Annotated in this window: 20 protein-coding genes and 1 riboswitch; of the genes, 16 read left to right on the top strand and 4 right to left on the bottom strand. The window is 50.0% G+C overall.

Annotation, left to right across the window (positions count from 1 at the left end):
• Positions 1-95 precede the first annotated feature (95 nt).
• Entirely contained in the window at positions 96-1067 is a 972-nt protein-coding gene (ispH, locus tag IT527_RS01925) for a 4-hydroxy-3-methylbut-2-enyl diphosphate reductase (RefSeq protein WP_292965782.1), read from the bottom strand.
• A 172-nt stretch (positions 1068-1239) separates the two neighbouring features.
• On the opposite strand from ispH, the gene IT527_RS01920 reads away from it, so the two are divergent.
• The 16 genes from IT527_RS01920 to IT527_RS01845 all read left to right on the top strand — a co-directional run bounded on the left by IT527_RS01920 (position 1240) and on the right by IT527_RS01845 (position 12502).
• Complete coding sequence (locus IT527_RS01920) at positions 1240-1533, top strand: hypothetical protein (protein WP_292965780.1); 294 nt, start codon at positions 1240-1242, stop codon at positions 1531-1533.
• Positions 1534-1576: 43 nt separating this feature from the next.
• On the top strand, positions 1577-2653 hold the full coding sequence (hisC, locus tag IT527_RS01915) for a histidinol-phosphate transaminase (protein WP_292965778.1): 1077 nt from the start codon (positions 1577-1579) through the stop codon (positions 2651-2653).
• Positions 2654-2695: 42 nt separating this feature from the next.
• On the top strand, positions 2696-3283 hold the full coding sequence (gene hisB, locus IT527_RS01910; RefSeq protein WP_292965776.1) for an imidazoleglycerol-phosphate dehydratase HisB: 588 nt from the start codon (positions 2696-2698) through the stop codon (positions 3281-3283).
• A 28-nt stretch (positions 3284-3311) separates the two neighbouring features.
• A complete protein-coding gene (gene hisH, locus IT527_RS01905) occupies positions 3312-3950 on the top strand; it encodes an imidazole glycerol phosphate synthase subunit HisH (RefSeq protein WP_292965773.1) in 639 nt (212 codons plus the stop codon).
• Positions 3951-4023: 73 nt separating this feature from the next.
• Entirely contained in the window at positions 4024-4770 is a 747-nt protein-coding gene (hisA, locus tag IT527_RS01900) for a 1-(5-phosphoribosyl)-5-[(5-phosphoribosylamino)methylideneamino]imidazole-4-carboxamide isomerase (RefSeq protein ID WP_292965770.1), read from the top strand.
• 77 nt (positions 4771-4847) lie between these two features.
• Positions 4848-5624 carry an imidazole glycerol phosphate synthase subunit HisF gene (hisF, locus tag IT527_RS01895; RefSeq protein ID WP_292965766.1) on the top strand — a complete coding sequence of 259 codons (777 nt, stop codon included), beginning with the start codon at positions 4848-4850 and terminating at the stop codon, positions 5622-5624.
• Between the two features lie 102 nt (positions 5625-5726).
• Complete coding sequence (gene hisI / locus IT527_RS01890) at positions 5727-6116, top strand: phosphoribosyl-AMP cyclohydrolase (protein WP_292965820.1); 390 nt, start codon at positions 5727-5729, stop codon at positions 6114-6116.
• Positions 6113-6451 (top strand): phosphoribosyl-ATP diphosphatase, encoded by a 339-nt coding sequence (locus IT527_RS01885; RefSeq protein ID WP_292965763.1) that lies wholly within the window; start codon positions 6113-6115, stop codon positions 6449-6451. The genes hisI and IT527_RS01885 overlap by 4 nt, the downstream gene beginning before the upstream one ends.
• A gap of 1 nt (position 6452) precedes the next feature.
• The gene (locus IT527_RS01880; protein WP_292965760.1) at positions 6453-6803 is read left to right on the top strand and encodes a histidine triad nucleotide-binding protein; all 351 of its coding nucleotides are present in this window, start codon (positions 6453-6455) and stop codon (positions 6801-6803) included.
• A 19-nt stretch (positions 6804-6822) separates the two neighbouring features.
• Positions 6823-7053, top strand: a complete 231-nt coding sequence (gene tatA / locus IT527_RS01875) for a Sec-independent protein translocase subunit TatA (RefSeq protein WP_292965817.1) — start codon at positions 6823-6825, stop codon at positions 7051-7053.
• 84 nt (positions 7054-7137) lie between these two features.
• A complete protein-coding gene (gene tatB / locus IT527_RS01870; RefSeq protein ID WP_292965757.1) occupies positions 7138-7533 on the top strand; it encodes a Sec-independent protein translocase protein TatB in 396 nt (131 codons plus the stop codon).
• Between the two features lie 112 nt (positions 7534-7645).
• The gene (tatC, locus tag IT527_RS01865; RefSeq protein WP_292965754.1) at positions 7646-8422 is read left to right on the top strand and encodes a twin-arginine translocase subunit TatC; all 777 of its coding nucleotides are present in this window, start codon (positions 7646-7648) and stop codon (positions 8420-8422) included.
• Between the two features lie 147 nt (positions 8423-8569).
• Positions 8570-8794, top strand: a riboswitch (cobalamin riboswitch).
• Between the two features lie 121 nt (positions 8795-8915).
• A complete protein-coding gene (gene btuB / locus IT527_RS01860) occupies positions 8916-10754 on the top strand; it encodes a TonB-dependent vitamin B12 receptor (protein ID WP_292965751.1) in 1839 nt (612 codons plus the stop codon).
• Between the two features lie 11 nt (positions 10755-10765).
• Positions 10766-11347, top strand: a complete 582-nt coding sequence (locus tag IT527_RS01855; protein WP_292965749.1) for a hypothetical protein — start codon at positions 10766-10768, stop codon at positions 11345-11347.
• Positions 11334-11960, top strand: a complete 627-nt coding sequence (cobO, locus tag IT527_RS01850; RefSeq protein ID WP_292965746.1) for a cob(I)yrinic acid a,c-diamide adenosyltransferase — start codon at positions 11334-11336, stop codon at positions 11958-11960. The genes IT527_RS01855 and cobO overlap by 14 nt, the downstream gene beginning before the upstream one ends.
• A gap of 230 nt (positions 11961-12190) precedes the next feature.
• Positions 12191-12502 carry a hypothetical protein gene (locus IT527_RS01845; RefSeq protein WP_292965743.1) on the top strand — a complete coding sequence of 104 codons (312 nt, stop codon included), beginning with the start codon at positions 12191-12193 and terminating at the stop codon, positions 12500-12502.
• Between the two features lie 303 nt (positions 12503-12805).
• On the opposite strand, the gene IT527_RS01840 is transcribed toward IT527_RS01845, so the two are convergent.
• The 3 genes from IT527_RS01840 to metG all read right to left on the bottom strand — a co-directional run bounded on the left by IT527_RS01840 (position 12806) and on the right by metG (position 18321).
• Positions 12806-13159, bottom strand: coding sequence for a hypothetical protein (locus tag IT527_RS01840; RefSeq protein WP_292965740.1), 354 nt, complete (start codon positions 13157-13159; stop codon positions 12806-12808).
• Positions 13160-13517: 358 nt separating this feature from the next.
• A complete protein-coding gene (locus IT527_RS01835) occupies positions 13518-15743 on the bottom strand; it encodes a TonB-dependent receptor (RefSeq protein ID WP_292965737.1) in 2226 nt (741 codons plus the stop codon).
• Positions 15744-16197: 454 nt separating this feature from the next.
• Complete coding sequence (gene metG / locus IT527_RS01830) at positions 16198-18321, bottom strand: methionine--tRNA ligase (protein ID WP_292965734.1); 2124 nt, start codon at positions 18319-18321, stop codon at positions 16198-16200.
• Positions 18322-18411 lie beyond the last annotated feature (90 nt).

Here is an 18411-nt window from a genome sequence, read left to right as displayed (position 1 = left end):
CTGCGCCGGGTAAAAATACAGTTACAGATAATAAACAGGTATTTTGAGATCGTTTCTAACGTGGCGGGGTAATGCCGGTAGTTTTCAGAGAATCCTTAGATATATTTATTGAAGCTCAGGGGTTCTGCCTTTGGAAGCGGGAAAGTTACCGATTCAAGCACCCCCCCCAACTCTTCCACCACCACACTCTGATCCGACTGGCTCTCTGCAATTTTCTCAAGGCGCTCCAATACCTGCTGAACCAGTATTTCCGGAGCTGACGCCCCTGCTGTAATGCCAATACACTGTTTGTTAAGCAACCAGCTCGCCTGCAACTGGTTCGCCTGATCAACCATGTAAGCCTCTACATTTTCATTCCTTGCCACTTCACACAGCCGGTTTGAATTTGAGCTGTTTGGCGAACCCACCACGATTACCAGATCGCAAAGCTTGACCAGTTTTTTGACTGCGTCCTGGCGGTTCTGTGTGGCATAACAGATATCATCCTTCTTCGGACCGATAATTTTTGGAAAACGGCGCTTCAGCGCCTTGATCACGCGCGCCGCATCATCAACCGACAGAGTCGTCTGGGTAACATATGCCAGATCACCGGCATCTCTGACCTGCAGTTTATCCACATCCTCAGCTGTTTCCACGAGATACATCGTTCCCTTGTTTTTTTCTATCTGCCCCATGGTCCCTTCAACTTCAGGATGACCCTGATGGCCAATCATGATGATCTCCTTTCCCTCCTTATCCATTTTCGCCACCTCAACGTGCACCTTGGTAACAAGCGGGCAAGTGGCATCAAATATCTGCAGTTTACGAGCAGCCGCTTCCCTTCTCACTTCATGGGAAACACCATGTGCGCTGAAAATGAGCATACTTCCTTCCGGCACCTCTTCCAGATTTTCCACAAATACCGCCCCTTTTTTTTCCAGGCCTTCAACCACGAAGCGATTGTGAACAACCTCATGTCTTACATAAATTGGCGCCCCATACATGGTCAGAGCCCGCTCGACGATTTCAATAGCTCGGTCAACACCAGCACAGAACCCCCTCGGATTCGCAAGCAATACTTTAATCATCAGCCCATCCCTCCAGGATTTTAAATATAAGTCCGATTATAAAATAATCCCGGCAGGGTACCATACACAAACTTCTTAAAATTTCACTCTGGATGTATACTTTTCCACAGAAAACACTTAATCTGCTTCAGAAGCATTTAACAGTTTTGTTTGGAGTTACTCGGGATTTTTGATGGGTGCGCTACTTTTTTATACTTTTATTTATTTTGTTGGCCATTTTGCCGCACTCGGTCTGAACGAAGTCACCAAAAAAAAATTACTCAAGCATCGCCGGGCGGGGTTGGGTGGCGTCGTCGCCGTAGCAATACTGCATGGCTATAAAATTATTAGCAGCATTCCTCCGTCAGGCCACGAAGATGACACGCTGTATGCACTCAGTTATTTTGTGATTTTTCCGGTCGCCGTTATCAGTGCAGCTGTCTTTTACCTCAGCAGCAAGGATAAAAACGATAGTGGTTCCAAATAACGACTGCGCATCCTGGCTCCTTCCATTTTTTTCTGTCTGATATATGGCTTTAACGTTACCTGACCAGATCGTTCGCCAGGAAATTCTTGCACTATCGGCCTATCACATCTCTCCCGCACAGGATATGATCAAGCTGGATGCGATGGAAAATCCCTATCAGCTGCCACCTTTCCTGAATAAAGAAATTTCCCGTATTACGGCAGATGTGTGCATTAACCGCTACCCGGATCCACATGCTACTGCACTCAAGGAAACACTCCGCACCACATTATCCATTCCGGCCGAAATGGATATCATGCTGGGTAACGGCTCTGATGAAATCATTCAGATCATTATGCTGGCAGCAGCAAAACCGGGAGCAAAGCTGCTGACGGTCGAGCCTGGATTTGCCATGTTCAGAATGATTGCCACTTTTACAAATCTTGAATACATCGGTATTCCATTAAGGTCCGATTTTTCACTGGATACCGATACGATGCTTACGGCACTCAGGCACCATCAGCCGGCTATTACATTCCTGGCCTACCCGAACAATCCGAGTGGCAATCTGTTCGACACCGGTGCTCTGGAAAAAATTATAGAAGCATCTCCCGGGCTGGTCGTGATAGATGAGGCCTACCACCCCTTTGCCGGAAAAAGTTTTATTGAAAAGCTTGCCGATTACCCCAACTTACTGGTAATGCGCACTCTTTCAAAATTAGGATTGGCAGGGCTCCGCCTGGGGCTTCTGTCTGGCAGACCGGAATGGCTGTCTCAACTGGAAAAACTGCGCCTGCCCTATAATATCAACGTGATCACTCAGCTTGTCGCAACCAGGGTCATGCAGCACTACGATGTGTTACAACAGCAGGCTGAAGCCATCAAACAAACACGTACCAGACTTCAAGAATTTCTAGCCACTTTAAAAGGGGTTGAGGCATACCCTTCCGATGCTAATTTCATTTTATTTCGCCTCGACGACGCCAGCCGGATCTTCAGACAGCTTCAGCAGCGCGGTATCCTGGTGAAGAATCTTGACAACAGTCACTCCTTATTAAAAAATTGTCTGCGTGTAACGGTTGGCACTCCCGAAGAGAGCGATTACTTCTGCAATACACTGCAAGACCTGGTCGGGAAATAACCCGGAAAGCCGGTCAGGATACTCTGTTAAAATCCAATATTCATGCGTACAGCTCAAGTCACCCGAAATACCCAGGAAACACAGATCACAGCAGCAATCAGCCTGGATGGCAATGGGAAAGCAGAACTGGACAGTGGCGTTCCATTCCTCGATCACATGCTCGATCAGATTGCCCGTCATGGTATGTTTGATTTGAGTATCTGCGCAAAAGGGGATCTCCATATTGATGCCCACCATACCGTGGAAGACATTGGTATTACACTGGGCCAGGCGTTTAGCCGTGCAATCGGCGACAAAAAAGGCATTTTCCGTTATGGTCATGCTTATGTACCGCTTGATGAAGCCTTATCCAGAGTAGTTATCGATTTATCAGGAAGACCGGGCCTGCAGTTCAATGTCACGTTCACACGCGCTGTTATCGGTACTTTTGACGTGGACCTTGTCCGGGAATTTTTCCAGGGTTTCGTTAATCACGCCATGGTGACATTGCATATCGACAATCTGGCCGGGGAAAATGCACATCACCAGGCTGAAACTGTTTTCAAAGCTTTTGGCCGGGCACTGCGGATGGCCACAGCAACTGATCCGCGCTGTGATAACCTTGTTCCGTCCACTAAAGGTGTCCTGTAGATAACCCCTCTGAATCCCGGAAACAAACATGAATTCGATCGCCGTTGTTGACTACGGAATGGGCAACCTGAGATCGGTATCCAAAGCACTGGAATACGTCGATTCATCTGCGGTTGTCACCGTAACCAGTGATCCTGAAGTGATCCGTTCAGCCTCCCGCGTTGTCGTCCCCGGCCAGGGAGCAATGCCTCATTGTATGCAGGCGCTGGACGAGCAGGGTTTGCGTGAAACTGTTGTTGAGGCTGCCCAAAACAAGCCTTTTCTCGGTATCTGTCTTGGACTGCAAATGCTGTTTGAGGAAAGTGAGGAAGGCTGTACTCGCGCACTTGGTATTCTGCCTGGCCGGGTAAAAAAACTGGAACCGGCAAAGACGGCTGATAACAGTTCCACTAAAATCAAGATCCCTCATATGGGCTGGAACCAGGTTCACCAGACCCGGGCACACCCGTTATGGCAAAATATTGCAGCCGACACACGCTTTTACTTCGTTCACAGCTATTACGTGACAACAGATGAATCACAGTCAGTGGCGGGCAGTACTGATTATCCGGATCCGTTCACATGTGCAATTGCCCGGGATAATATTTTTGCTGTTCAATTCCATCCCGAGAAAAGCCACTCTGCAGGACTGACACTACTGAGCAATTTCCTGAAATGGGCACCCTGACGGTATTCCTGTATCGTTTTCTTCCCTGTTTTTACATAACTTCAATCCTGATCAACAACCCAGATAAACCTGTATGCTGATTATTCCTGCTATAGACCTGAAAGATGGACATTGCGTCCGGCTGAAACAAGGCATTATGGAAGATGCCACAGTATTTTCAGAAAACCCTGAAACAGTAGCTCTGCACTGGCTTGAAAACGGGGCACGTCAACTGCATCTGGTTGATCTCAACGGTGCATTTGCCGGAAAGCCAAAAAATGGTGAAGCAATCCGCGCCATTGTCGAAGCAATTGATGGAAGAATCCCTATCCAGCTGGGTGGTGGAATCCGTGATATGGAAACCGTGGAATACTATCTGGACAACGGTATCAGCTACGCTATCATCGGCACCGCTGCAATCAAGGTGCCCGGATTTCTGCACGATGCCTGCTATGCATTTCCGGGTCAGATTATGGTCGGTCTGGATGCCAAAGGAGGTAAAGTGGCGGTTGATGGCTGGTCCAAAGTAACAGGCCATGATGTCATTGACCTTGCAAAAAAATTTCAGGATTATGGTGTGGAGGCAATTATTCATACCGACATCGGCCGTGACGGCATGCTTAACGGCCTCAATATTGAGGCTACTGTCGAACTCGCTCAGGCACTGACAATTCCTGTCATTGCAAGCGGCGGCGTTACCAATCTGGATGACATCAGAAAGCTGTGCAAAGTCCAGTTTGAGGGAATTACAGGTGTCATCACCGGTCGTGCAATTTATCAGGGCACGCTTGATTTCAAAGAAGCACAATCACTGGCGGACAAACTTAATTCAGAAGCGTGATCGTCATATACTCAAACTTCAGAGCTGTCTGAGTGTCCTATTCCACTTTCCTTTCTGTTCCACAGGTTTTCTGATCAATGGGATTAGCCAAACGTATCATCCCCTGTCTTGATATCAAAGACGGGCGCGTCGTCAAGGGAGTCAATTTTGTTTCACTGCGGGATGCGGGTGATCCGGTTGAAATCGCCCGCAGCTATAACGAACAGGGAGCCGACGAACTCGTTTTTCTTGATATTACCGCCAGTTCAGATAATCGCGATCTGATCCTGCATATCGTGGAAAAAGTTGCTGAACAGGTATTCATCCCCCTGACAGTGGGTGGCGGTGTCCGGAAGGTTGAAGATGTCCGCCGACTTTTGAACGCAGGGGCGGACAAAGTCAGTATCAACACTTCCGCCGTGTTAAATCCGGCACTGATCCGGGAATCAGCAGACCACTACGGTTCTCAATGTATTGTGGTCGCCATCGATGCCAGACAGGTATCTGACGCAAATCCTGAATCCCCGCGCTGGGAAGTGTTTACACATGGCGGCCGCAAACCAGCCGGAATTGATGCCATTGAATGGGCTCGGAAAATGCAATCCCTGGGAGCGGGAGAAATCCTGCTGACCAGTATGGATCGTGACGGCACCCGTTCCGGATTTGATCTTGCACTGACACGCGCCCTCTCCGATGCAATTGATTTACCGGTTATCGCCAGTGGTGGCGTAGGTAACCTGGATCATCTGGCGGATGGGATCTTGCAAGGCCGCGCTGACGCCGTGCTGGCAGCCAGTATTTTCCATTATGGTGAATTCAGCATTCGCCAGGCCAAGGAATATCTGTTGTCACACGGCATAGAAGTTCGCCTGTAATACCCCCAGTACAATTACACGATTACCCGTCTCACCATTTTATAAACACACCTGAAACTGTTAAGATCGCCCGGGAAAACAACAAAATCTATGGAGCGCACAGTGGCAGATGAATGGCTGGATACAATCAACTGGTCGGCTGATGGCCTCATTCCCGCCATTGCGCAGGATAAAGATAACGGTAGAATCCTGATGGTTGCATGGATGAATCGTGAAGCACTCAGGCGTACTGTCGAAACAGGTGAGGCTGTTTACTGGTCCCGCTCCAGAAAAAAATTGTGGCACAAAGGCGAAGAATCAGGCCACACCCAGAAAATCAGCGAGATCCGTCTGGATTGTGATGAAGATGTGCTGCTGCTGAGCGTGGAACAGCAAGGCAGTATCGCCTGCCATACAGGCAGACAGAGCTGCTTCTTTCGCCGGCTGGAAGATGGCAAATGGGTTATTGCTGAACCTGTACTTAAAGATCCATCACAAATCTATACCAAATGACAGCATCAACCATACTGCAGCGCCTGGCGCAAACAATTGAAGCACGCAAAAATGCCGATCCTGCCCGTTCTTATGTCGCAAAACTGCTAAGCAGCAGCGAAGACAAGGTTCTGAAAAAAATTGCCGAAGAAGCAGCCGAGACTATCATGGCCTGCAAAGACAATGACAGAGAACAGATTATTTATGAAACAGCAGATTTGTGGTTTCATTGCCTGATCATGCTTGCCCGGCATGATATTTCTCCGGAAACAGTATTGTCTGAACTGGAGCGCCGGGAAGGTATTTCCGGTATCGAAGAAAAACGGTCACGATTGCAATCAACACAAACTGAATGATATGGAAGACTGTCTATTCTGCAAAATCGTCCGTGGAGAAATCCCGGCCACCAAAATCCATGAGGATGAGGATACACTGGTATTTCTTGATATCCATCCGGCAGCACCCGTGCATCTGCTGGTGGTACCAAAGCAGCATATCGGATCACTGAGTGAAGTCGATGCGAGCCATCAGCAGTTACTCGGGAAAATGTTGTGGCTGGCTCCCCGACTGGCAGCCAGTCAGGGATGTACAGATGGATTCCGAACCATTATCAACACCGGCCGGGTAGGTGGGCAGGAAGTGTTTCATCTTCACCTCCATGTTATCGGAGGGAAAGACCGCCTGCCCGCCATGATTCACCACAGTTAATCTGACCAAGGAGCAAATGATGGGAAGTTTTAGTATTTGGCACTGGTTGGTTGTTCTGGCAATCGTTGTACTGGTATTTGGCACCAAAAAACTGCGTAACCTTGGCAGTGATCTGGGTGGCGCCGTTCGCGGATTCAAGGAAGGAATGAAAGGCGCTGAAGAAGAAAATATTTCTTCCACTCCTTCCCGGCAGGTCACCAGCCATTCAATCAAAAGTGAAGCTGAAGAAAAAGAGCAGACAAAGGCCTGATTCGCCAACATGGCACACAACCATCACCGGTATCAGATTTCCCTGATTGCCGCACAGTGCGGTCTACTGAAGCTTTAATGCAAAATGTTTGACGTCAGCTTCGCCGAACTCATCGTCATCGGGATCGTGGCACTGGTTGTCATCGGCCCGGAAAGATTGCCGGCAGTTGCACGCACAGTTGGTTATTTTCTGGGACGGGCGCGGCGCTATGTCGATCAGGTCAAGCGTGACCTGCATGAAGAGATGGAGCTGGACAGTCTGAAAAAACTGAAGGATTCCATGCACGAAACCATCGATTCCTTTGAAAATTCGGTTCATAGCCAAATCAGCGAAATACAGGAAACGGTGGGTGCCCAATCTGTGGCCAAACCGGAAAAACAGCCTCAGGGTGAAAAATCTGCAGACAGTGCCAGACTTGCCGGCAGCAAAGAAACAACGGCTTCACCGGTTCCTCAGGAGCCCCGACAGCCGGAAAACTGATTTCTCGCACACATTCAGTGACTGCAGACTGCTGATTACCTTCAACTACTGTCCGATCGGCCAGGTGAGTTTAACAACAGCAATTTAATAACGGGATAAACCATTACAACAGATGGATGATGACATCAGCTTTATTTCGCATCTGGTGGAATTGCGTTTCCGGCTGATCCGGGTACTTCTGATACTGTTCCTGGGTTTTCTTCCCTGCGCCTTCTTTGCACGCGAGCTTTACAGCATTCTGGCTTTCCCGCTGCTGGCAAAGCTGCCGCAAGGCGGGCAGATGATTGCCACCGAAGTTATCACCCCGTTCTTCATTCCAATGAAAGTTGCGTTAATGGTGTCATTTCTTGCCACATTGCCGCATACGCTTTATCAGGTTTGGGCATTCGTTGCGCCCGGCCTGTACAGTCATGAAAAACGCCTGTTTCTACCGCTGGTATTCATCAGCAGCATCCTGTTTTTCATTGGTATGGCATTTGCCTATTTTGCCGTGTTACCACTGGTATTCGAATTTATTGTCTATTTTGCGCCGGAAGGTGTCGCGGTCATGACCGACATCAGCGAATACCTCAATTTTGTTCTGTCCATGTTCCTGGCTTTCGGGATTACATTCGAAGTCCCCGTTTTTGTGCTGATCCTGATCCGGACCGGACTCGTTTCAATCGGGAAAATGAAATCGATCCGCCGTTTTGTGCTGGTTGGCGCATTTATCATTGGTGCGATTTTCACCCCGCCGGATGTAATGTCACAAATCCTGCTGGCAATCCCGCTTTATCTGCTGTATGAGCTGGGCATCATCCTCGCCGCCCTGTCAATGAAACAATCTGCTCAAGAAGCAACATCCGCTATCGTACAGAACCAGCACAATGACATGGAAAAAGGTGAGTAACAGGATCTATTCACCGCAGCCGAAGCTATATACCTCTCCCCGATCAGAAAATCCTTTCTGTACACAGATACCCTCCCACCCGATCCAGAGGGTGTTTTCATCACCACCAGCCGGAGCCGGCTTGACAGGGTCATACTGCTGCTATAGTCTGCGCCCCTTGTTTGAGGTGTCCTTACTGCATTTGCACGTAGGATGAAACGGGAAGCCGGTGCGCGCTGCAATCAGCCAGCGCAATGCCGGCACTGCCCCCGCAACGGTAAATGAGTCAGCGATCTGCATACGCCACTGGGCTGCAAGGCACGGGAAGGCGCAGAATCAGGAAAATTATTCCACTCATGAGTCCGGAGACCGGCCTGAAGCAATATCACGTTATTGCGGAGGGCAATATGCGGTGCCGGATCTATTCCCGACATTCAGTCACGCCCGGTTTTCTGCAATTCCTCCGCAATCTGTTTACAACCTGAATAACGCGCGGGTGTGCGCGGAGGAAAAAATGTTGAGAAACCATCCCCTGTTTATACCAGCCTTAGCCATAGGGCTGATCCATTCTGCAACCTTGCCGGCTGAAACAGCTGGCTATCTTGAAGATCCCATTGTTGTTACTGCAACCCGCACCGCAGAAGCGGCAGATGAAACACTTGCCTCGGTTACTGTCATTACGCGCACTGATATTGAGCGCCAGCAGGCACGTTCCATGCAGGATCTGCTGCACGGCATCGCCGGTATCAACATCGCCAATACCGGCGGCCCCGGAAAACTGACCACCCTGCTCCTGCGCGGGACAGAATCTGATCACGTACTGGTTCTGGTGGATGGCATCAGAATGGGCTCTGCCACCTCCGGCTTCAGTGAAATCCAGAATTATCCGGTAGAACTGATCGATCGTATCGAAATCGTCCGGGGACCCCGATCCAGCCTGTATGGCTCGGAAGCTGTGGGAGGAGTAATCCAGATTTTCACCCGCAAAGGTGGAAAAAAAGGATTGAAACCGACTCTCAGTTTTGGAGGGGGCAGCTTCGGTACCATCAGTGGCTCAGCCACTCTCTCCGGCGGCAGTGAACGTGCCTGGTTCAATCTCGGCATCAACGGATCAGATACCGATGGCTTCAATGCCTGTAAAGGCTCATTCAGTGCGGGGTGCTTCACTGTTGAACCGGACAGGGATGGTTACCGCAACCTCTCCGGCTCGGCTCGCACCGGTTACCGCTTCGATAATGGCCTGGATGTCGAGGCAAGTTTTTTACATACTGACGGTCATTACGAGTACGACGGCAGCTTTCAAAACCGGACGAAACTGTCACAGCAGATGTTTGGAGGAACAGCGCGTTATTCACCCTTTGAGCCCTGGCGCATTACATTAACTGCGGGACGCAGCAATGAAGACTCCGATAATTTCAAGGAGAAGCTATTCACGACACGCTATTACGCCCGGCGCGACACGATCTCCTGGCAAAATGACATAACGATCACCCCGAATCAGCTTTTAACCATCGGTACGGATTATCTGTACGATCATGTCAACAGCTCGGAAAAATTCACCACCACTTCACGCTATAACTGGGGCGTATTTGCACAACACCAGCTTTCACTCGCCGCGCACAAACTGCAGCTTTCTGTACGCCATGATGACAACCAGCAGTTTGGTGGCCAGGTAACCGGTGGCGCTTCCTGGGGCTATTCACTGACCGAACGGGTCAGGCTGACTGCCGGCTTCGGCAGTGCGTTCAAGGCCCCTACTTTCAATGAGCTGTACTTCCCCGGATTTGGCAATCCCCATCTCAAACCGGAAGATGCCCGCACGGTGGAGCTGGGTGTATCCGGCCGGTTTAACCGGGGAAACTGGTCACTCAACCTGTATGAAAGCTGGATCGATAACCTGATTTCATTTAATGCCGCAACCTTTGCTCCGGACAATATCGACAAAGCGCGCATACAAGGATTGGAAGCTATCCTCAACACTGAAATCAGAGGCTGGCTGATTCAGACCAACCTGACTTTCCTTGATCCGGAAAACCGCTCCAAAGGTGCAAACCTGGGCAATATTCTGCCGCGGCGCAGCAAACAGGCTTTCCGGATTGATGCCAGTCGCCAGTTTGGCAATTTTGTAGCGGGAGCAATGTTCCTGGCGGAAGCCAATCGCTATGATGATCTGGCAAACAAGCAGAAGCTGGACGATTATGTCAAAGTCGATTTGCGGGCAGAATATCTGATCAATCCACAGTGGCGCATCCAGGGACGGATTGAAAACCTGTTTGACAAGGACTATGAAACCGCTGCATTCTTCAACCAGCCGGGGCGCAGCTTCTTTGCCACCCTGCGTTATCAACCATAGGATTAAAAAATATGCTGACATTACCACTGCGACATCAGTACCTGATCGGGTCGATTCTGGTCGCCCTGATGATCGCTACACGTGAATATCACTTCGCCTCACTGCACAGCCTGCCGGGCGCTTCCTGGGCCGTATTTTTTCTGGCTGGCATCTATCTTCGCTCGAGCTGGTCATTACCTGCCTTCCTGGCACTGACCTGGATACTCGATGCATCAGCCTACTTTACCATTGCCGAAAGCGAATTCTGCCTGACATCAGCCTACGCCTTCCTGCTGCCCGCCTACAGCGCACTCTGGGCTGCCGGCCACTGGTTTGCAACCCGTTATCAATTCTCATGGCAAGCATTGGCGCCCCTGTCCATCAGCCTCCTGATCGGAGCGATATTGTGCGAATTATTCTCCAGTGGCGGATTCTATTTTTTATCCGGCCAATTTGAAGAAACCACATTTGCCGAATTCTGGCAGCGTGAATTGCACTACTTCCCGCTTTATCTCCAGTCCCTGCTGTTTTATGTCGGTACTGCAGCCATGATACATACCCTGTTCGTGCTGATTCATAAATCACGCCACCCCCAGATTAATGCCACCGGCTGACAGCACAGACATTGATGCGAACAAAGCACAGCGCTACCGCTCGCGGATGCAGCGCCAGAAAGCAATCGTGGATGCAGCGATTGTCAGTGCCGATAAAAGCAAAGGGCTGTTGCTGGTACTGACCGGCAACGGCAAGGGTAAATCGAGTTCCGCCTTCGGTATGGCCACTCGCGCGCTGGGACATGGTATGCGCGTGGGTGTCGCACAATTCATCAAGGGGCGCTCCGATACCGGCGAGGAAGCCTTCTTCAGACAACAGAAAAATATTGTCTGGCATGTGCTGGGGGAAGGATTCACCTGGGATACGCAGGACCTTGCGCGTGACAGAGAAACCGCCCGGCGAGGGTGGGCAATCGTACAAGCCATGCTGTGCGATACATCGATCGATCTGTTGATACTCGACGAATTCACCTATCCACTCAAATTCGGCTGGCTGGAAATCAGCGAAGTATTAACCGATCTGCAGAACCGGCCGGCCATGCAGCATGTCGTCATCACCGGCCGCGCCGCGCCGGATGCTTTATGTGATGCGGCTGACACTGTTACCGAAATGCACGATGTCAAACATGCTTTTCAGGCAGGCATTCAGGCACAAACAGGAGTTGATTACTGATGGCGGCTTCTCAAAAAAAGAAGCAGGTTGAATTAATATTTCCAGGTTGAAGCAATCACGAAGCTTGTCATAAAATGTATTTGTCACACTACATCAGGCCAGGCGTGTCAGCGGAATCAGACCGGCAGCTTCATCTTCCTGGAAAAAGCCTGCTACATCCCCGCAGTACACGCACGTACTTCCGGAATCATTAAAAAACGACCATGCTCAGACTGATACCCAGTAAAGGATTGAAAAAAACGATAAATACACTCACAGTTGCTGAAAAAGCCAAAATCAACCATCAGGACATTGAAGAACAACTGCTGAGATATCAGAGAAACTGCCCCGAGGATGCGGCCAGAAACATCACCGAGGTCACCAACCCCAGCCAGGAGAAGCACGATGGACTCCGGGTGTTCGTAATCCAGACATGGATCGCGCTTATGCTGGCAAGTTCTTACGGCACAGAGACCTATCAGACTTTGAAAATGTACATGGAGAGGCAGGGCTACAAGACGCAGCCCGACCCCAAGTCCGCGGCGACAGAGCAGAAAGATTGAGATTTATGCACAATTTAGGCAGCTACAGCCATAAAGCTGTAATTACGGGGTCCAAATAGCTGGAGCAGTCAGCTGCCCATACAGATAGAGGTTGGTAATTTCCGTAATGCCGATCTGATTCCAGTTATAAGTCATGATTCACCTTTTTGTTGAATTGCTTCCACAGAAATACCACGCGTTCCGTTTTCTGCATCCCATAAGTTTCCGCAGACATCAAAATAAAATACCCCCCCTTCGCTGGATAACCAATTCCAACGATGACATCCTGCGCCCCGAATAGCCGGTGAATCAATGAATATTCTGTCAATATTCTGTCGGTTTACGTTTAACAATACAGCAATCCGGATCGTCAAAATCAGGCAGATGATCCCAGCGCTTATAAAACTCACTGCCATACTTCCCCCGATACCTGATAACAGAATCGTCATCTGCAGGAAGCCCGGCTGCTTTCAGTTGTTCTCTGATCTGCTGCGTATCCCTACCGGAGTTGGTGAAGCAGCTGCGATATTCCTGGGGCCAGATAGTTTCAATGATCCGATCGATGGCGGCCTGGAGGGCGTCAGAGGATCGTTCGGCGGCTTTATGCAGAAAGATTTTGATTCTGGAGAAGATCTGCTCAATGAGGTTGAAGTCGGGAGAATATATCAGTCCAGGCATCTTGCCAGACATTTGGATTGGATCGTAAGACGAGCAGCGGTGCATCACCAATCTATATGACTTCCACAGGTGCCACCTCATTTACCGTCACTGCAAAGCATCGGCATGGGTACCATCCTCATCGACCAGATCGACACTGATCGTATAGTTACTTCCAGCAGTCCCGACAACGCAATCGTTGGTGCCACATTGTTCACACCGAGATAGAATTACCGGGTGTTCGAATCATTTGTCATATCTGTGACTGTGGTACTGGTACTTCAGCACAGCAACCTTTGCTGCTGTAGCCGTTAATGGCGGTAAGCAGATCAACAGACCCGGCAATCGACGATATAATTTCACCAGCGAAGCAGTGCTCTCAGAATTTATAGGAAACATATCCCATAAATGTTCTGGGCATACCGGGGGTAAAACTGATACGTGAACCGCTGGCATCTTTATTGACATCAACCGCGTAGCGTTTATCGAACAAATTCTGGACATTAAACGTGACCCCCCAGTGCTTCCGGTCATAGCCAACAGTCAGGTTAGTCAGAAAATGATAACCGCCACGCCGCTCGGTATTGGCATTATCGGTAAAGTAATTACTTTGTCCGCGCGTTTCGACCCGCCCGTGCCAGCCACTCGGATGCCGGTAAGTTGTGTAAACGAAATACATATGCTCAGGAAAACGAGGTGTCTGGTTACCGGAACGATCGGCATTAATCGTGGTGCGCCGGTTCGTAACGGGATCAACCATCGTCAGTGGTTCAGTCAGTTTGCTGAATTTCAGGCTGGTATAGGTATAGCTGGTTCCCACTTCCAGCCCGGAATCAAATGCATAGTTTCCAAAAAATTCAAAACCGTTCTTGTCAGTTTTACCCGCGTTGACATACAGCGTCTGGAAATTTTGCATAAGTGAGATAATCTCGTTGCTGACATCGGTATGGTAACCGGCAAGATCAAACGACCAGTTTCGTCCACGCCCCTTGAATCCGGCTTCGTAATTAAGATGGCCGGATGCCTTCAGTGTGCGCCCGAACTCAACCGCATTTTGTACTTCACTATCCGCCGGCACCTGGTTGGCATGTGCAACTGTCGCATATATGTTGATCTGGTCAGTTGCACGGTACGTTATCGCCGCTTTCGGCGCAAACAGGTCATAACTTTCCCTGACCTTAATCAGGCCGCGACCCGGTACATAACGTCCATTTGCAAAATCGTAACTCTGAAACTCATCGCGCTCGATATCAAAACTGACCTGATCAAAGCGCATTTGCAGATCCACGGTCAGGCGATCCAGTGGAGAGAGGCTTTCCAGAAAATAGATCCCCCATAGGTCATTGGTAGATTTGCTGCGGGAATTAAGCTGCCCTTTACGATCAGAAAGAGTGGACAGGATGCGTCCGCTCCCCGGTACTGTCAGCACGTCAGCATAAGCGTACTGCAATGCACCGTCATTCCAGTTGCGCCGCCAGGTACCGCCGATCACCATTGACCCGGCTATGCCAAACAGCGAATGTGTATGGTTTCCTTCGAAATCAATACCAAAATTCCGCTCCCAGCCATCCGTGACATTAATCTGGCCGGTAACCGGATGAAACTGCTTCCACTGGTTGTAATAGATACGCGGCTTGAACAGCCAGTTGCCCACACGATGTTCCAGGCGGCTGTTCATAAATAATATCTGGGAATCTCGCGCAGAATTTTTCCAGGGATCCTGTGTTTCCAGTGCATTACCAGTATCACGATATCGCGCGTATTGCTCCCGATTGAGTGAACCCGGCAGGTTTAACTTGACATCACTGTAAGTAACCTCGGTTTCAAGCAGACTTGATCCCCCCAGTTGCCAGCCATGTTTAAGCCCCGCATTCGTGCTGCTGAAACGGTTATGCTCCCGCCAGTCATTGTCGGTGTGGCGGCGCGAAAAGGTAAAAGCAAGCGCATGCTCGTCGAAAACCTTGCCAAAACGGGTATGCAGGCTATGTGTACCCCAGTTACCAACGCCGCCCCGGACAACGTTATGTCGGTCATCAAATGCGGAACGTGAAATGATATGAATGGTGCCGCCGGCTGTCCCTGCACTGTAGAGATCACCCGGCCCGCGCGTGACTTCAATACGTTCGATATCATCCGGATCGACAAAATCAAGCCGGCCGAAGCTGTCCGGATCAAGAATCGGCACCCCATCACGCAGCAGATTGATTTCACGTACCCCAAACTGTGCCTTCAATCCCGCACCACGGATCGAAATCCTGGCATCGTAAGCATTGTTATTGCTTTCGATACGCAACCCCGGCACCTGTCCCTGGAGGGCGTCCTTGATATTGAACATACGCACATCTTTAATCCGCTTTTCATCCACCACGCTGACTGACTGCGGTACTTCTTTGGTGGTGCGCGCTTCACGTGTAACGGTAACGCTGATGGCATCAAACTGTGCCGGCTGATCTGGCGGAAGCGGTTGCGCAACTGAAGGGAGTGCCGGTAAACAGAGCAACAGATAAGAGGCGCATTTCCATGTCTCAATTCCTGCAAGACACATCCGGCATGTAAATTTACCCGGCACTGATGCACCCCGGTTACCACCACCCCAAACCTTCATAAAATTTCCTCCCTTATTCCTGTTAAAACGCTGACTGATACGAATAAGGATGCCGTGCAGGCCCGAGGGGCGTCAATGTGACAAATTGTCGCATGATTAAATGGATTAACCCGCAAATTTCACGGGAATCCTGTGGATTATGATCTTTTCGTGATTTTTGACTTACTGCACGTATGCCGGCTCTGACCAGAGAAGCTGCAGCAGTTCAGGTGTGATCCGGCATTCGGATCTTGTCAGGGGCGGTGGAATTCAAAGATGAAATTACCCGGTTTGATAATCCGGTTCTTCCAGGTATTCGCTGTTCAACGGGAAAATTACGCAGAAAAGATTGTGCAGAAAGACCGCGCAAGACTGCGGTCTTCATGATTATGCCGGCCAATAACCGGCACATCATTAACCATGGCTAAACTCGAATAGCCCTGCCTCTCAGCCGGCTGGTATTTTTCAGGAAAATTTACTTCACCCGCATCCCCGGTTGTGCACCGCTGTCCGGAGCAAGCAGAAAAGGTCCACCGGCTTCGCCACCTGCTGCCAGCACCATTCCTTCCGAAAGTCCAAATTTCATTTTGCGCGGAGCAAGGTTGGCAACCATTACCGTCAGCCGTCCTTTAAGCTGTTCCGGGTCATAAGCAGACTTGATGCCGGCAAAGACAGTACGCTGTTCAGAACCGATATCCAGCGTCAGCTGCAGCAGTTTGTCCGCACCGGGGACATGTTGTGCATCGAGAATACGGGCAATACGCAAATCTACTTTGCTGAAATCCTCGATTGAAACCGTGTCTGCGATCGGAGTTACGGCAGACTGTTGTGCTTCGCCATGGCGTTGCCGGGAGTGTGCGTCTGTGTTCACGGTCGATTGCACGGTTTGCTGCATGGTTTTCTGGTTGGCGGTAACCAGTGCGGTAATCTGCCCGGGATCAATACGGGTCATAAGATGCTGATAAGGATTGATTGCATGACCGGGCGGCAGCAATACGCTGGATAAGGGTTGCCCGGCCTGCTGTTTCTGCCAGCCCGGCTCGCCCAGATTGAGAAAACCTTCAACCTGTCTGGTGGTGTGCGGCAAAATCGGTTTCAGGTAGCAGGAAAGCAGATAAAACATCTGGATCCCCAGGCTGCAGGCACGGTGCAGTTCTCGTTCGCGCACGGTATCTTTAGCAATTTCCCAGGGAGCAAGCGCGTGAATAAGTTCATTCACTTCATCGGCCCGCCGCATGATAAGGCGCACTGCTGCAGAAAAATCACGTGCTTCATAAGCGGCTTCAATCCCCCCCGGCTGCCAGCCGGAAAAATGTTCATCCACCATTTGCTGCAGCAGACGGTAATCGTCACCGCTCACCAGTTTTCCTTCAAACCGTTTGCTGATGAACCCCGCACACCGGCTGGCAATGTTGATGTATTTGCCCACCAGATCGGAATTGACACGTGCGACAAAATCATCCAGGTTAAGGTCAATATCCTCCATGCTGCCATTCAGCTTGGCCGCGTAATAGTAACGCAGCCATTCCGGGTTTAATCCCTGCTGCAGATAACTCTCCGCGGTAATGAACGTGCCGCGTGACTTACTCATCTTTTCACCATTCACGGTCAGAAAACCATGAGCAAAAATCTGTGTCGGAGTTCGATAATCCGCATTTTCCAGCATCGCCGGCCAGAAAAGTGCATGAAAATACAGAATATCCTTGCCGATGAAATGATAAAGCTCCGTTATGGAATCTTTCTTCCAGTAGGTATCAAAATCAATTCCTTTGTCAGTGCAGAGTTTTCTGAAACTGCCCATGTAGCCGATAGGTGCATCCAGCCAGACGTAAAAATACTTGCCTGTCTCACCGGGAATCTCGAAACCGAAATAAGGGGCATCGCGCGAAATATCCCAGTCAGAGAGCTTGTTCTCCCCCGCTTCGCCCAGCCATTCCGCCATTTTGTTGGCCGCTTCCGCCTGCAGGTGATTGCCTTCACGTGTCCAGCGACGTAAAAAATCCGCGCAACGTGCATCCGACAGTTTGAAGAAAAAATGCTCGGAAGCTTTCCTGACGGGTGTTGCACCGGAAACAGCAGAATAGGGATTTTTCAGATCGGTTGGTGTGTATGCGGCTCCGCACACTTCACAGGAATCACCGTACTGGTCAGCCGCACCACATTTGGGGCACTCACCTTTGACAAAACGATCCGGCAGAAACAGGTTTCTGACCGGATCATAAAGCTGTTCGATTGCCCGCACGGCAATCAGCCCGGCCGCTTTCAGCCTTTTGTAAATTGTTTCAGCGTAATAGCGTGTTTCCTCGGAATGCGTACTGTAGTACTGATCAAATGTGATATGAAAACCGGTAAAGTCACGCAGATGCTCGGTATGTACACGCGCAATCAGTATTTCCGGCGAAATCCCCTCCTTCTCGGCACGCAACATAATGGGCGTGCCATGCGTATCATCCGCGCAGACATAATAAACAGAGTGTCCCTGCATTTTCTGGAAACGTACCCAGATATCGGTCTGGATATACTCGACCAGATGCCCCAGATGGATGCTGCCATTGGCGTAAGGCAGCGCGGAAGTTACCAGAATCGTGCGCGTAGTCATCAGTTATCAGTTGGTTTCAAACAGGGAAAAAAAAGATTGTAGCAAACCAGCCGGCGCGATATTTGCTAACATCAACGGTTTTGATGGCAG

It is taken from the genome of Nitrosomonas sp., from assembly GCF_020852615.1.
GTDB lineage: Bacteria > Pseudomonadota > Gammaproteobacteria > Burkholderiales > Nitrosomonadaceae > Nitrosomonas.
Note: the sequence above shows the minus strand (reverse complement) of the source record. Positions and strands in the feature narration are given on the sequence as shown.